At 57.9% G+C, this 15,319-nt stretch carries 11 protein-coding genes and 2 rRNA genes (1 of these 13 only partly in view); 8 read left to right on the top strand and 5 right to left on the bottom strand.

What is annotated here, in order from left to right; genetic code table 11:
* From NL116_RS26660 to NL116_RS26640, 5 genes are all read left to right on the top strand, one after another.
* Positions 1–2,535 (top strand): 23S ribosomal RNA (locus NL116_RS26660); it begins 357 nt to the left of the window's first position.
* Positions 2,536–2,692: 157 nt separating this feature from the next.
* Positions 2,693–2,808 (top strand): 5S ribosomal RNA (gene rrf / locus NL116_RS26655).
* Between the two features lie 146 nt (positions 2,809–2,954).
* Entirely contained in the window at positions 2,955–3,614 is a 660-nt protein-coding gene (locus tag NL116_RS26650) for a paraquat-inducible protein A (protein ID WP_494374738.1), read from the top strand.
* Complete coding sequence (locus NL116_RS26645; protein ID WP_494374737.1) at positions 3,601–4,224, top strand: paraquat-inducible protein A; 624 nt, start codon at positions 3,601–3,603, stop codon at positions 4,222–4,224. Before NL116_RS26650 ends, NL116_RS26645 begins: the two co-directional genes overlap by 14 nt.
* Complete coding sequence (locus NL116_RS26640; RefSeq protein ID WP_494374736.1) at positions 4,217–6,520, top strand: PqiB family protein; 2,304 nt, start codon at positions 4,217–4,219, stop codon at positions 6,518–6,520. The genes NL116_RS26645 and NL116_RS26640 overlap by 8 nt, the downstream gene beginning before the upstream one ends.
* A gap of 64 nt (positions 6,521–6,584) precedes the next feature.
* Here the strand turns inward: NL116_RS26640 and mksF are convergent, their stop codons facing one another.
* From mksF to mksB, 3 genes are read right to left on the bottom strand one after another with little or no spacing between them, the layout of a single operon-like run.
* A complete protein-coding gene (gene mksF / locus NL116_RS26635) occupies positions 6,585–9,425 on the bottom strand; it encodes an Mks condensin complex protein MksF (RefSeq protein ID WP_494374735.1) in 2,841 nt (946 codons plus the stop codon).
* Positions 9,422–10,123 carry an Mks condensin complex protein MksE gene (gene mksE, locus NL116_RS26630; protein WP_494374734.1) on the bottom strand — a complete coding sequence of 234 codons (702 nt, stop codon included), beginning with the start codon at positions 10,121–10,123 and terminating at the stop codon, positions 9,422–9,424. Before mksE ends, mksF begins: the two co-directional genes overlap by 4 nt.
* Entirely contained in the window at positions 10,113–11,390 is a 1,278-nt protein-coding gene (gene mksB, locus NL116_RS26625; protein ID WP_494374733.1) for an Mks condensin complex protein MksB, read from the bottom strand. Before mksB ends, mksE begins: the two co-directional genes overlap by 11 nt.
* A gap of 207 nt (positions 11,391–11,597) precedes the next feature.
* Here mksB and NL116_RS26620 point away from each other — a divergent pair, with 207 nt between their 5' ends.
* Positions 11,598–12,347, top strand: a complete 750-nt coding sequence (locus NL116_RS26620; protein ID WP_494378141.1) for an energy transducer TonB — start codon at positions 11,598–11,600, stop codon at positions 12,345–12,347.
* Entirely contained in the window at positions 12,340–12,792 is a 453-nt protein-coding gene (gene rimI, locus NL116_RS26615) for a ribosomal protein S18-alanine N-acetyltransferase (protein WP_214378714.1), read from the top strand. The genes NL116_RS26620 and rimI overlap by 8 nt, the downstream gene beginning before the upstream one ends.
* 118 nt (positions 12,793–12,910) lie before the next feature.
* Here the strand turns inward: rimI and NL116_RS26610 are convergent, their stop codons facing one another.
* Positions 12,911–13,315 (bottom strand): serine kinase/phosphatase, encoded by a 405-nt coding sequence (locus tag NL116_RS26610; RefSeq protein ID WP_494374732.1) that lies wholly within the window; start codon positions 13,313–13,315, stop codon positions 12,911–12,913.
* Positions 13,316–13,456: 141 nt separating this feature from the next.
* Between NL116_RS26610 and can the strand changes: the two genes are divergently transcribed.
* Positions 13,457–14,092 carry a carbonate dehydratase gene (can, locus tag NL116_RS26605; protein ID WP_494374731.1) on the top strand — a complete coding sequence of 212 codons (636 nt, stop codon included), beginning with the start codon at positions 13,457–13,459 and terminating at the stop codon, positions 14,090–14,092.
* Positions 14,093–14,139: 47 nt separating this feature from the next.
* Here can and NL116_RS26600 read toward each other — a convergent pair whose 3' ends face one another.
* Positions 14,140–15,312: a hypothetical protein gene (locus tag NL116_RS26600; protein WP_494374730.1), complete on the bottom strand. Its 1,173-nt coding sequence runs from the start codon at positions 15,310–15,312 to the stop codon at positions 14,140–14,142.
* Positions 15,313–15,319: the final 7 nt, after the last annotated feature.

The following is a 15,319-nucleotide window of genomic DNA, read 5'->3' as shown; positions in this document are numbered from 1 at the left end:
ATCGAGTAGGACGGAGCACGAGAAACTTTGTCTGAATATGGGGGGACCATCCTCCAAGGCTAAATACTACTGACTGACCGATAGTGAACTAGTACCGTGAGGGAAAGGCGAAAAGAACCCCGGAGAGGGGAGTGAAATAGATCCTGAAACCGTATGCGTACAAGCAGTGGGAGCCCACTTTGTTGGGTGACTGCGTACCTTTTGTATAATGGGTCAGCGACTTATTTTCAGTGGCGAGCTTAACCGAATAGGGGAGGCGTAGCGAAAGCGAGTCTTAATAGGGCGTCTAGTCGCTGGGAATAGACCCGAAACCGGGCGATCTATCCATGGGCAGGTTGAAGGTTGGGTAACACTAACTGGAGGACCGAACCGACTACCGTTGAAAAGTTAGCGGATGACCTGTGGATCGGAGTGAAAGGCTAATCAAGCTCGGAGATAGCTGGTTCTCCTCGAAAGCTATTTAGGTAGCGCCTCATGTATCACTGTAGGGGGTAGAGCACTGTTTCGGCTAGGGGGTCATCCCGACTTACCAAACCGATGCAAACTCCGAATACCTACAAGTGCCGAGCATGGGAGACACACGGCGGGTGCTAACGTCCGTCGTGAAAAGGGAAACAACCCAGACCGTCAGCTAAGGTCCCAAAGTTATGGTTAAGTGGGAAACGATGTGGGAAGGCTTAGACAGCTAGGAGGTTGGCTTAGAAGCAGCCACCCTTTAAAGAAAGCGTAATAGCTCACTAGTCGAGTCGGCCTGCGCGGAAGATGTAACGGGGCTCAAACCATACACCGAAGCTACGGGTATCACTTAGGTGATGCGGTAGAGGAGCGTTCTGTAAGCCTGTGAAGGTGAGTTGAGAAGCTTGCTGGAGGTATCAGAAGTGCGAATGCTGACATGAGTAACGACAATGGGTGTGAAAAACACCCACGCCGAAAGACCAAGGTTTCCTGCGCAACGTTAATCGACGCAGGGTTAGTCGGTCCCTAAGGCGAGGCTGAAAAGCGTAGTCGATGGAAAACAGGTTAATATTCCTGTACTTCTGGTTATTGCGATGGAGGGACGGAGAAGGCTAGGCCAGCTTGGCGTTGGTTGTCCAAGTTTAAGGTGGTAGGCTGGAATCTTAGGTAAATCCGGGATTCTAAGGCCGAGAGCTGATGACGAGTGTTCTTTTAGAACACGAAGTGGTTGATGCCATGCTTCCAAGAAAAGCTTCTAAGCTTCAGGTAACCAGGAACCGTACCCCAAACCGACACAGGTGGTTGGGTAGAGAATACCAAGGCGCTTGAGAGAACTCGGGTGAAGGAACTAGGCAAAATGGCACCGTAACTTCGGGAGAAGGTGCGCCGGTGAGGGTGAAGCATTTACTGCGTAAGCCCATGCCGGTCGAAGATACCAGGCCGCTGCGACTGTTTATTAAAAACACAGCACTCTGCAAACACGAAAGTGGACGTATAGGGTGTGACGCCTGCCCGGTGCCGGAAGGTTAATTGATGGGGTTAGCTAACGCGAAGCTCTTGATCGAAGCCCCGGTAAACGGCGGCCGTAACTATAACGGTCCTAAGGTAGCGAAATTCCTTGTCGGGTAAGTTCCGACCTGCACGAATGGCGTAACGATGGCGGCGCTGTCTCCACCCGAGACTCAGTGAAATTGAAATCGCTGTGAAGATGCAGTGTATCCGCGGCTAGACGGAAAGACCCCGTGAACCTTTACTATAGCTTTGCACTGGACTTTGAATTTGCTTGTGTAGGATAGGTGGGAGGCTTTGAAGCGTGGACGCCAGTTCGCGTGGAGCCAACCTTGAAATACCACCCTGGCAACTTTGAGGTTCTAACTCAGGTCCGTTATCCGGATCGAGGACAGTGTATGGTGGGTAGTTTGACTGGGGCGGTCTCCTCCTAAAGAGTAACGGAGGAGTACGAAGGTGCGCTCAGACCGGTCGGAAATCGGTCGTAGAGTATAAAGGCAAAAGCGCGCTTGACTGCGAGACAGACACGTCGAGCAGGTACGAAAGTAGGTCTTAGTGATCCGGTGGTTCTGTATGGAAGGGCCATCGCTCAACGGATAAAAGGTACTCCGGGGATAACAGGCTGATACCGCCCAAGAGTTCATATCGACGGCGGTGTTTGGCACCTCGATGTCGGCTCATCACATCCTGGGGCTGAAGCCGGTCCCAAGGGTATGGCTGTTCGCCATTTAAAGTGGTACGCGAGCTGGGTTTAGAACGTCGTGAGACAGTTCGGTCCCTATCTGCCGTGGACGTTTGAGATTTGAGAGGGGCTGCTCCTAGTACGAGAGGACCGGAGTGGACGAACCTCTGGTGTTCCGGTTGTCACGCCAGTGGCATTGCCGGGTAGCTATGTTCGGAATAGATAACCGCTGAAAGCATCTAAGCGGGAAACTAGCCTCAAGATGAGATCTCACTGGGACCTTGAGTCCCCTGAAGGGCCGTCGAAGACTACGACGTTGATAGGTTGGGTGTGTAAGCGCTGTGAGGCGTTGAGCTAACCAATACTAATTGCCCGTGAGGCTTGACCATATAACACCCAAGCAATTTGACTACTCGAACGAGCATCAGATTGCGGTGTGTGAAGACGAAATGAACCGAAAGTTCGACGCTCACAAAACACCGAAAGCTGTCACATACCCAATTTGCTGAAGCGCGGCCAACTGGCCACGACTCAGTACCCGAATTTCTTGACGACCATAGAGCATTGGAACCACCTGATCCCATCCCGAACTCAGCAGTGAAACGATGCATCGCCGATGGTAGTGTGGGGTTTCCCCATGTGAGAGTAGGTCATCGTCAAGATTAAATTCCGAAACCCCTATCTGCGTATGCAGGTAGGGGTTTTGTTTTGTCTGCGAAAAAGTACTCACCTTTAACGCACAAATTGGCGCAGTTATTTTCGACTCATGCCTCTAGAATAGGTCCAACTTTTTCGGAACAGAGCCTTTATGTCAGATCCGGTTGACACCGCAAGGCTGTCAGAATTACCGCTGGACGATTTGGTTGCGTGTCATGAGTGCGACTTGCTGATGCGCAAACCCGAACTCGCCCATGGCGAGAAAGCGCTGTGCCCACGCTGCGGCTATGAGCTCTACGCCCACCGGCACAACGTCGTACAACGCAGTCTCGCTTTGGTTATCGCCGCTTTATTGTTGTACGTGCCGGCGAACTTTTTACCCATCATGCAGCTCAATCTACTCGGACAATCGTCAAACGACACCGTATGGAGCGGCGTCGTGGCGTTGTTCGACACCGGCATGCAAAGCGTCTCGGTAATTGTGTTCCTGTGCAGCATGGGGATCCCGTTGCTCAAACTGCTGTGCCAATTGGCCGTGTTGTTGAGCATTCGCTTTGATATCGGACGCAGCTACGGCTTGTTGCTCTATCGCATTTATCACCATCTACGGGATTGGGGAATGCTCGAGGTTTACCTCATGGGCGTGCTGGTCGCGTTCGTAAAACTGGCAGATATGGCAGCCATTAGCGTAGGTCTTGGTCTGGTGTGTTTTATCAGTTTGCTGTTGGTTCAGGTCGGGTTGGAGGTTGTGATGTCGCCTCATCAGATCTGGCAGGCTTTATCAGGAGAGGATGCCCATGCGGGCGATTGATGCAGGCATTCTGATTTGTGCGGAATGCCACGAGTTGAACAGGCAGGAAGCTGACACCGACGAGCAAGTCTGCACCCGATGTGGTGCGCTGGTTCATGCCCGTCGCCCGAACAGCCTGGTGCGCACCTGGGCGCTGCTGATTACCGCGGCGATTCTGTATGTTCCTGCCAACGTGCTGCCGATCATGACCATCAATTCACTCGGCAAGGGGGCTCCAAGTACCATCATGTCCGGCGTGATTGACCTGGTTCATTACGGCATGTTTCCCATCGCGGCAGTGGTGTTTATTGCCAGTATCTTAGTGCCGACGTTCAAACTGGTAGGTATCGGCTTGCTGCTGTTTTCGATACAGCGCCGCCAGCCACTCTCGGCTCACCAGCGTATCTGGATGTACCGCTTTATTGAGTTCATCGGCCGCTGGTCGATGCTGGATATTTTTGTGATCGCTATCCTGGTGGCGGTCGTGAATTTCGGACGGCTTGCCAGCATCGAAGCCAATCTTGGCGCCATTGCCTTTGCCAGTGTGGTGATTTTGACAATGCTTGCCGCAGTTTCTTTCGATCCCCGACTGATTTGGGATAACACGGAGTCGGACGACGACCATGACTGATTTGCCTACCGCGAAAACCCGACCGGCCTCGAACTGGTCAGCCATCTGGATCCTGCCCCTGGTTGCGTTGATTATTGGCGGCTGGCTCGGCTGGCGCGCCTACAACGAGACAGGCATCGAAGTTCAGGTGCGATTCGAAAGCGGCGAAGGCATCCAGGCCAATAAGACCGAAGTCGTCTACAAAGGCATGCCCGTCGGTAAGGTGAAAGCCCTGAAGCTCGATGACGAAGGCGCTTCCAAAGGCGTGATTGCGTCCATCGAGATGAACAAGGATGTCGAGCAATACCTCCGGACCAGCACTCGCTTCTGGCTGGTCAAACCGAGCGTCACGCTGGCCGGTATTACCGGTCTGGAAACGTTGGTGTCGGGTAATTACGTGGCGATCAGCCCCGGTGAAGGCGAGCCCACTCGCAAATTCAAGGCGCTTGCAGAAGAGCCGCCGCTGTCCGACGCCAAGCCGGGTTTGCACCTGACCATCAAGGCTGATCGCCTCGGTTCGCTGAACCGTGGCAGCCCGGTGTTTTACAAGCAGATCAAGGTCGGCCAGATCAAAAGCTATGTGCTTTCGGAAGACCAGAGTACCGTCGAGCTTAAAGTGTTCATTGAGCCCACCTACGCCAATCTGGTGCGCAAACACACACGTTTCTGGAACGCCAGCGGCATCAGCATTGACGCCAACTTGTCCGGTGTGAAAATTCGCAGTGAGTCGCTTGCCAGCATCGTCGCCGGGGGGATCGCGTTTGCCACGCCAGAGAACCGCAAGGACAGCCCGCCCACCGACCCGAGCCTGCCGTTCCGTCTCTACGAAGACTTCGACGCCGCTGCCGCCGGTATTCGGGTCAAGGTCAAACTTACCGATTTCGAAGGCTTGCAGGCTGGACGCACGCCGGTGATGTACAAAGGCATTCAGGTCGGCAACCTGAAAGCGCTGAAGATTGATCCGGACCTGTCCGGTGCCACCGCCGAACTGACCCTTGATCCATTGGCCGAAGACTATCTGGTCACCGGCACTCAATTCTGGGTGGTCAAGCCGTCAATTTCCCTCGCCGGGATCACCGGTCTGGAAGCGCTGGTCAAAGGTAACTACATCGCCGTGCGCCCTGGCGACAAAGGCGCCGCGCCGCAACGCGAATTCGTGGCACGGCCCAAGGCGCCGCCGCTAGACCTGCGTTCGCCGGGCTTGCACTTGGTGTTGTTCACCGAGAACCTCGGTTCGCTGGAAGTCGGCAGCCCGATTCTCTATAAGCAGGTCAAAGTCGGTTCGGTGCAAAGCTATCAGTTCTCCAAGACCAAGAAACAACTGGTGATTGGCGTTCACATCGAGAAGGAATACGAAGGGCTGGTCAATGCCTCGACGCGATTCTGGAATGCCAGTGGGATCACGCTCACGGGCGGACTGACGGGCGGGATACAGGTCAAAAGTGAGTCGCTGCAAAGCCTGATGGCCGGCGGCATCGCCTTTGAGACACCGGAAGCCAAAGCCCCGCTGCAAAAGAAGATCCCGCGTTTCCGTCTGTTCGCCAACCACGATGAAGCCAATCAGAAAGGCACCGTGGTCACCATCAAGGTTGAGCGCGCCGATGGCCTGCGTAACGGCACGCCGGTGAGATTCAAAGGACTGGATGTCGGCAAGATCGAAGACGTTGACCTCACCGATGATCTGCAATCGGTGATGCTGACCGCGCGAATCACCGAAGTGCCGGAGCGCATTGCCCGGGTCGGCACTCAGTTCTGGGTAGTCAAACCTGAATTGGGCCTGATCAAGACCCGCAATCTGGAAACGCTGGTGACCGGTCAATACATCGAAGTACAACCTGCCCCGAAGAACCTCGGCCCGCAGAAGAACTTCGTAGCGTTGGCCAATCCGCCAGAGACAGCCAAGCAGGAAGCCGGTCTGAGTCTGGTCCTGAGCGCCGCGCGTCGGGGTTCGCTGAAAACCGGTGTGCCGGTGACGTATCGCGAAATTACTGTCGGCAAGGTCACGGGCTACGAGCTTGGGCAGACGGCAGATCGTGTGCTGGTGCACATTCTGATCGAACCGAAATACGCGCCGCTGGTGCGCAGCGGTACGCGTTTCTGGAACAGCAGTGGTTTTGGTTTTGACTACGGCTTGTTCAAAGGCGCAACGGTTCGCACTGAATCACTGGAGACGCTGATTCAGGGCGGCATTGCCTTCGCCACCCCGGACGGTGATCGCATGGGCAGTCCGGCGCGAGCTGAGCAAACCTTCCCGCTGTTCGACAAGTTTGAAGAGGAATGGCTGAACTGGGCACCGAAGATCTCAATCGGCAAGTAGTCTATCGCCCATAAAAAAGCCGCGATCCATTGGATCGCGGCTTTTTCATATCCAGCGGATTAACTTAAACCGCATCCAGCTCCGGCTCATCCGCCTGCGCAACAACACTCGCCTTCACCTCATCATGTCGGCGAATGTACTTCCAGTCCGCCTCATCGATGTAGATCCCGTTCGGCCCGCTGCCACCTTCCAGGTCAATCGCAACGCTGGCGCAAACCTGCGGCTTCACACTCGCCAGGATCGGCACGAAGCCCAGTTGCAGGCTGGTTTCCAGCAGCGCGGCCTGGTTCTTCTCGTCGATATCTGCTGCCTCGTCGAGGTAGTAAGGCAGGCGCACGCGACCGGCCTGGTCACGGTCCATCAAGTGCAGCAGCAAGTACATGTTGGTCAGCGCCTTGATGGTCATCGTGGTGCCGTTGGACGCGGCGCCGTCGATGTCGGTGTGGATCACCGGCTGGCCATTGACCTTGGTGATCTCGAACGCCAGTTCAAACAAGTCCTTGAGGCCCAGCTGGTTGTGGTTGGCCGCTACCAACCGCGCCAGGTATTCCTTGGCTTCTTCGTTCTTATTGTCCTGCTCTGCACTTTGGCTCAGGTCGAACACGGAGAGGGTTTCGCCTTCCTCATACTGGCCGGCGCTGTGGATGATCTGGTCAATGTGCTTGAGCGCTTCCTTGTTCGGCGCGAGCACGATGCGGAAGCTTTGCAGGTTGGACACCTGACGCTTGTTGATCTCGCGGTTGAACAACGCCAGTTGATGCTCGAGGCTGTCGTAGTCGCTGCGAATGTTGCGCAGGGTCCGGGCGATGTCGGTCACCGCCGCGCGGCGTGCCTTGCCCAAGGTCAGGGCTTCGTCGGTGCGGTGCGCATATGCGTTGATCAGCAGCTGCAGGCGACGTTCCATATCATCTTCGCTGTCGAACTTGGCCACGCCTTTGAGGCGGACCTGCGCGTACAGCGCTTCGATTTGACCGTCACTGCGCAGCAAACCTTGCCAACTGTCCTGATAGTCGTTGAGCAGCGGCAGCAGGTTGTCCATGGAATCGTCGATCGGGTCCATGAACGGTGTGCCGAACGGCAGGTCTGCCGGCAACAGCTGTCGGCGGCGCAGGGCGTCGTCGAGGGTGCGTTGCTTGGCTTCCATGTCGCCGATCTGACGGCCGACCAGTTGCAGCTTGGCCGACAGTTGCTGGACGCGTTCGGTGAAGGCATCGCTGGAACGCTTCAACTCGTCCTGCGCGGCTTCCATCTGCGCCAGTTGCTCAAGCTTGTCGCCTTCCTCGGCGCTCAGGGTTTGCGCGCGACGGAAATCTTCCAGGGCTTTCTGCGCATCCAGCACTTGCTGGTACAGCGCTTCGGTCTGGGTCTTGCTCGCGGCGCGGTCGGCGGCCACGGCTTGTTGGGTCTTGAGCTGCTTGAGTTCTTTGTCCAGACGCTCTTTCTGATCGCGCAACGCAGCGCGGTCGGCCAAGGCTTGCAGCGCTGGCGGCTCGATGTGCGAGATGTCGATGGACAGGCCCGGCACTTCGAAGCGCTCGCCTTTGAAACCGTCAAGGATCAGCTCCATGGATTTGACCCACTGACCGTCCTCGTCCAGCGTGATGCCATGCTCACCCAGAGGCAGGCTGAACAGCGCGCTGTTGAACAAACGCATCAGGCGCTCGACGTCCTGCTGCGAGAATTCTTCGCGCAGACGGGCGTAGCTGTTGTTGTCGGCGTGATCGAGTTGTTGCTTGACCGACTTCAGACGTTTTTCCAGATCGCGCAGACGCTCTTCGAGGTCTTCGGCAGAGAACTGCCGCGACTGTGCCAGCGCACCAGCCAGTTCATCGTGCGCATCCTTGGCGGCCAGCAGTTGCTGCTCCAGCACCTTGACGTCATCGACCAACGCGAAGCGATGCTTGAGCACCGACAACTCGCCGAGCCAGCGCTGGATGCCGGTGATTTCCCGTTCCAGTCGCATCAGTTCTTGCGTGCCGCCGCGCTGATCGTTTTGCAGCGCGTCCTGCTCGTTGCGGTAATGCTCGGCCTGAATCGTCAGCTCTTCCTTGCGCGCACTGGCGTAGTCCGACCAGGTGCCGAGCAGCGAATCCAGTAAAGGCGAGATCCGGTGCAGTTTGCCGCGCAGGATGTTGCGCTGCGCAACGCCCGAGGCAAGCGCTTCAACCAACGGGCCGGCGGTGACCAGCGAGTTGTAGTCCTGCTCCATGCGCCGCACATCGCGGAACGCTTCTTCGCAGGCAGCGATGTAGTCGACGCTGCCGGAGCGCAGGCTGTGCTCGAACGCATCGAGGAACAATTGCTTGAGTTTGGCTGCGGTGATTTCGCGCATGTGCAGCAGGTTGATAAACAGTGCGCGGAAGGTCTTCAGGCTCTGCTCGCTGGTGGAGCGCAGCGGGATCAGCGTCAGGTCCAGCGGAATCGAGGTGTGACCGCCGACCAGTAAACGACGCAGTTCATCAGGCTTCAACTCGTAAGCTTTCAGGCCTTCGCGCTCAAGGTTGGTGAACAGTTCTTTCTGGCGCAGGCAGGTGTCGTTCTTCTGGTAGTGCGCCAGATCCAGTTTGCCGGCATAGGCAAAGAACTGGTGACCGAAACCACCGCCCGGGCCGCGACCGACCACGCCGATCACATGCGGGCCGTGGGGCAGCGACACTTCAACGAGGATGTAACTGGTGTCCGAGGCGAAGTAGAAACGCCGGGATTGTTCCAGGCTGTACTTGCCGAAACTCATGTCCGACATGCGCGCCAGAATCGGGAACTGCAAGGCGTTGATCGAGGCGGATTTACCGAGGTTGTTCGCGCCGTAGACCGACAAAGGCTCTTCCAGCGGAAACAGGCCGAGGCTGTAACCGGCGGTGTTCAAAAGGGCAAAGCGGCGAATGCCGTAGCGTTCCTTGCTCATGCGTCGGTCTCCTGTTCTTCGGCGATGGCGCGGGCCATGGCGTCTTCTTCGCTTTCTTCTTCGAAGTCACTCAGGTCCAGCGGGTCATCGGTTTCCAACAGCTTTTGATCGCTGTCGTCATCGATCAGCACGGGGACCGGCAATGGCAACACGCTGTGCAGGCTGGCCGCCAGATCACGGTCCTGCTGCACCGACAGGCAAACGTCGAGGAAGCGGTGCATCGGCGGCAGGAAACGGTAGATGCCGTTTTCTTCGCCGGCGAAACCAAGCTGGGTCATGCGGCGCATGATTTTTTCTTCGAGCTCTTCGACGGTCTGCACTTCGGCCTGGATGAACAGGTCGCGGTACTTTTCCAGCAAGGACGGCAATTCATCGCGGCCGAGGCTGCCGCCGTCGAGCACGGCAACCGGGTCACGGCCCTGATCCGCCAGATGCTCGACGAGGATAAAGGTGAACAGCGCCAGACGTTGCGCGGTCTTGTTCACCGCGGCGGCAGCGAGGTCCGGCACGAAGTAGTAGAAACCACGGGTGTCGCACACCAGTTCATAGCCTAACGCCCTGAACAGCGTGCGGTACTGGTCCTGGAAGTTCGACAGTTGCGCGTACAGCTCCGGGTCGCGGCGGCTGACGTGGTAGCCCTTGAACAGCTCGCGAAAGATCGGCGCCAGCTGGGACAGTTCGGAAAGATCAAGATGCATTGGGTGTGCTCGCAGAATTCTCGGTAGCGGTGTCGCCGGCCGAGAGCAGGGCGAAGGAGCGCAGGCTGACCTGGTGCTCATGAGTGTGGTAATCGCGGCGTTCCAGACGCTCGCGTTTGAAGCGTTTCTCCCGCGACAGGCGCGAGAACCAGTACAGCAATTCGTCGGTCGCGCCGTCCGGTTCCTGCTCCAGCAGCCAGGTCATCAGGTCCGGCATCGGCAGCGCGTCTTCGCAGCGTTCGAGCATTTCGCGAACGGTCCGTGGCGCGCGCGGGGCTTCGCCTTTCTGGGTCTTGTGAGCCTTGGGGAAACGCGCCGGTTTCGGTTCGAAACGGGCCAGCGCATACACGTAGGCTTCGACCTGACTCGCACTGCCAAGGAACGTGCTTTGCGGGCGGGTGAACATCGGCATCGCCGCTTGCGGCACTGCATCGATGCCTTTACGACGGATGGCCGACAGGGCCAGCGCCGCGCCACGGGTCACGGCATTGTGGCGACGGGCTTCTTCACGCAATGGCAGCAGCAGTTCGCGGGCATGACGCAGGGTCAATTGCGCGCTGGTCTGCATTTCGAGAATACGGGCGTGGGTACGCAGCAGCATGTCATCGTCGACCAGATGGCCGAGGCGCTGCTGCTCGCTGAGCATCTTCAACAGGACGGTTTCGACCTTGCGCACGCCTTGTTCGAAGGCGCCGTCGGCGTTTACCAACTCAATCATCGGCTCGACGTATTCGTCCCAGGTCGCCAGTACTTCCGCGTAACGCTGACGCAAAGGAATCTGCCGATCGCTGGTTTTCGCGCGTTCGGCCACGGCCACCAGTGCCTGTTCGTCGTTATCGAGTTTCTTCAATACATCGCGGACACGCATATCGAGCAAGCGCAATTGGCGCGCCAGATCATGGCCATCGCGAATGTCGAAAGCGTCCTGAATGTAACCGGCCAGGCGTTCGAGGTGACGCAGGTAGGCTTCGATTTCCAGGCACAGGCCCAGACGGTGCTCACGGCGCAGGTACGCGAGGAAGTCATGGATCTGCGCATTGAGTTCGAACCGGTTCGGGCTTTTCGCCACGGGAACCAGAATGTCGAGGCGGATCCACACGTCCAACAGGCTGGTGATGTCCTGCGGCGTACTGTCGAGTTGCTGGGCGGCCAATTGTGAACGCAGTTCGTTGAGGCTCAGGGTGCCTTGGTCGAAGTGCTCGCACAGTGGTTCCAGAAGTGCCCAGTGTTCAGCGAGGGCGCGCAAGACGCGCTTGGGTTCGATCATCGGAATGGCCGGCTGGTTGGCGATTAAAAGCCGCGATTGTACTGCATCACGGGCGATGCGATTCACTCTCGGGACAGACAGTAGGTTTTCTATCGATCAAGCGCGGGCGATCTTGAGCGAAGGGCGGTAGAATCAGCGCACTATCAGTTATCCACAAGTGGCCGACCTTTGCTTATCGAGACCCGTCGCCGCGCTTATCTGACCGCCATGCAGGTGGTCAACTGGCTGCCGCGCACCGAATTGCCCTTTGCCGCGCCCTCGCGCCCCGAGCTGCTGGAGATGCCTGAGCCATTGGTCGTCGCGCCGATGGCTCCGTTTGCGCCCGCGCCTGTGGCTGATTCGCCCGTGGAACCGCAGGTCAAACCGGCCGAACGGGTGAAAATCGAAGTGCCGCGACCTTCGTTGGCCAGTACGCGCACCAACGCCAAGGTCGAAGAAGAGGCGGCCCCGGTCGTCGCCAAGGTGGTGCACGTGCCGCCACCGCGCTTCGCCCTGCAATTGCTGCGCGCCGGACGCTGCCTCCTGTTGGTGGAGTTACCCACAGGCGAAACCTTCCAGACCCGCGATCCCGCGTATCTGCTGCTCAAAGACATGCTGCGAGCCGCGGGTCTGCCGGACAGCCCGCAGATCGTCGGCGAGCCAGTACGCTGGCCGCTGCTGGCTCGCGGCACCATGGATCAAGGCCCGGAAGCGGCGCGCGACTTCGTGCAGGGCTTTCTCTCGGCGCGCATCGAAGACGCCCCGTGCGTCTGCGTGTGGCTGATCGGCCTGCCGGCAGTGCGTTTTGCCGGTGAAGCCAATGCCGAATCGTTCAACCGTGAACTCCAGGTCGAAGGCCTGGGCTCGGTCTGGGCCCTGCCGGGTCTGGAATTATTAATGGAAGAGCCACAGCGTAAGGCTGATGTCTGGCAAGCCATGCGTCGGCTGATGGCGCGCTGGAAAGAATCAAATGAGTGACGCTGTATCGTTCCGCCCGATGACCGAGGCGGACCTGGACGCTGTGCTGAAAATTGAATACGCGGCGTATAGCCATCCCTGGACCCGCGGGATTTTTCTCGACGGGTTGGGCAAGTACCAGATCTGGCTGATGTTCGAAGGTTCGCAGCAAGTCGGCCACGGCGTGGTGCAGATCATTCTCGATGAAGCACATCTGCTCAATATCACCGTCAAACCGGAAAATCAGGGCCGTGGCCTGGGTTTGACGTTGCTGGAGCATTTGATGTCGATTGCCTACAAGGCTGAGGCGCGGGAGTGTTTTCTGGAAGTTCGCGACAGTAACCGGTCGGCGTTTCGGTTGTATGAGCGGTACGGGTTTAACGAGATTGGCCGGCGTCGGGACTATTATCCGGCCGTAGGCGGTCGCGAAGATGCAGTGGTCATGGCCTGCACCCTGGTCGACTGACTCCCTTAAAAGATTCGCCAGCAAGCCCGCTCCCACATTTAGTCGCGTTCTTCATATGGAATTCGGTCAAGTGTGGGAGCGGGCTTGCTCGCGAAGGCGGCTTAACAGACGCTATAAATCAGCGGTTACCATCCATCGGATCCCGCCGCGCCATCTCCGCCTCGTCCAGCCCGTTTCCCCCGCCAATGTCATCCTCATCGACAATGCTCAAATCCCAATCCGCCTGCTCACCTTCACCCGCTTCATGCGCGTCCCGCGCACCATCCTCATGGATCAACGTTTCCGGGCTCATGTCATCTTCGGTAGACTCGTGATCATCGGACGAAGCCCCCGTCATACCGGCTTCACGCACACGTTCGCGGGGCATCAGGCGTTCGCGTTCGGTTTCCGGCAATTCGTCACCGATTTTGGCGCTGGGTTCATCCTCGTCGAAGTCCAGCTCTTGCATCGAGCCCATGCGGTCTTCATTGTCGTCGATTGGCTCAGGTTGCGTCGCATCGTACGGACGTCGTGATTCAGTCATGGCAATTCCTCATACTGTGGGCCTTACTAGGGTGGACCTACTGGGCTCCTGAGAATTCCACCGGCCTGACTTGCATCAAACGCGTGACCCCGACGGGTGGTTGTCTGTCAAACCAGCGCATCATTCTTGAGGCTTTACAGCATGAACGAATTACAAGATCTGATTGATAACAACGAACGCTGGGCCGAAGCGATCAAACAGGAAGATCCGGACTTCTTCTCCAAGCTCGCCCGCCAACAGACGCCGGAATACTTGTGGATTGGTTGTTCCGACGCCCGCGTGCCGGCCAACGAGATCGTCGGTATGTTGCCGGGCGATCTGTTCGTGCACCGCAACGTAGCCAACGTGGTGCTGCACACCGACCTTAACTGCCTGTCGGTAATTCAGTACGCGGTGGACGTGCTCAAGGTCAAACACATCCTGGTCACCGGCCACTACGGCTGCGGTGGTGTGCGGGCTTCGATGCAGGATCGTCAGTTGGGCCTGATCGACGGCTGGTTGCGCTCGATCCGTGACCTCTATTATGAAAAACGCGAAGAACTGGCCGAACTGGCGACTGAAGAAGAACAGGTCGATCGGCTCTGCGAGCTCAACGTGATCCAGCAAGTGGCCAACGTCGGCCACACCAGCATCGTGCAAAACGCCTGGCACCGTGGGCAGCCACTGTCGATCCATGGCTGCATCTACGGGATCAAGGATGGTCGCTGGAAAAGCTTGAACACGACCATCAGCGGGTTTGAACAATTGCCGCCACAATACCGCTTGCGGCCGCTTTAAACCGATCTGGAGGCGCGCGCGTCAACCTTGGCTGACGCGCAAATCGATTACAGCGCAGGTGCCGCATTGGTTGTCGCAGGCGCCGGGGCCTGCAGCTGGTTGAGTTGCGCCTTGATCGGCGTTGTCGCGCACTTGGCCACGGCTTGTTCGGGCGTCAGGTCGCGGATTGAGGTGTAGAACAACTCGCAGGTTTTTTCTTTCTGCGTCACTTGCCAGGTTTGCGTGCAGCTTTTCAGCTGGGCAGCAGGGTCGCTGCCCGGTTGGCTGCCCATTCCGGCCTGCCAGCACGCCGCGCTCAAATCCTGGCCCATGACTGCCAGACCTGCCGCATCAGCCTTCGCCTGAGCATCCTCACCGGTATAGCTGTCCGGGTTGGCGGCGTACCAGATGTAGCTTGGATGGTTCGAGCCCAGCACCGGCACGTTCAGGTCTTTCTTCGGACTGATGGTGGCCAGGCCCAATACGTCTACAGTCACACCATATTGCTGCTTGAGCCAGTTACGCACCGGCGCGCCGAAGGCGACCATCGGCAGTGCTGCACCGTTGGCGTTCTGGCTGACTTCCTTGACCATCGTCGTCTGGTAATCCTTGAAGTAGCCGTAGACACCCTCCAGATCCTTGCCGGCGCTGGCCGGGGCGGCAATGGGCGCGATGTCGATGATGGTCTGATAGCCCGGCGTCTGGTTGGCGGGGATACCGTTATCCGTCAGCAACGTGGCCCAGCGATCCGTGGTCGCGGAGCGCAGGTAATCCTGGGCTTGGGTCAGGGAGTAATCCGGCGGGAAGTGCAGCAGCTCGACACTCTTGCGGTTTTCCAGGGCCATGCCCAACGGCAGGAACAAGTACCAGTTGTAGGCCCATATTCTGTCGGCGTTGAGTTTTTTGGCGCCGGTGTAGGCCAGATCGCCGGCATCGAGCAGCGCGGCCAGCGGTTTTTCGTAACCCTTTGGCACGCCGCTGATGTCGGCGTAGAGCTGATGGTTATCCGTTTTGACGCGCACTTTTGCGGCGCTGTAGCCGTCGCGTTGCACGCTTTGGGTCAGGTAGTGCTCGACGGTCTGCTCAAGCGTCCAGCTGCGAAAGCAGATCACGTTGCAATTGTTGGGGTAGGCGAAGAGCCGGGTGACGCGTTCGGTGCTGCCCAGTCTCAGATCGACATCGGCGTGGGCGGTGGCGCTCAGGGCGAGCGCGGCCAAGGTGAGTCCTGTCAGTTTCAGCATGCTCAGA

The sequence above is a fragment of the Pseudomonas sp. FBCC-B1667 genome, assembly GCF_059133255.1.
This window is presented reverse-complemented; position numbering and strand designations above follow the sequence as displayed.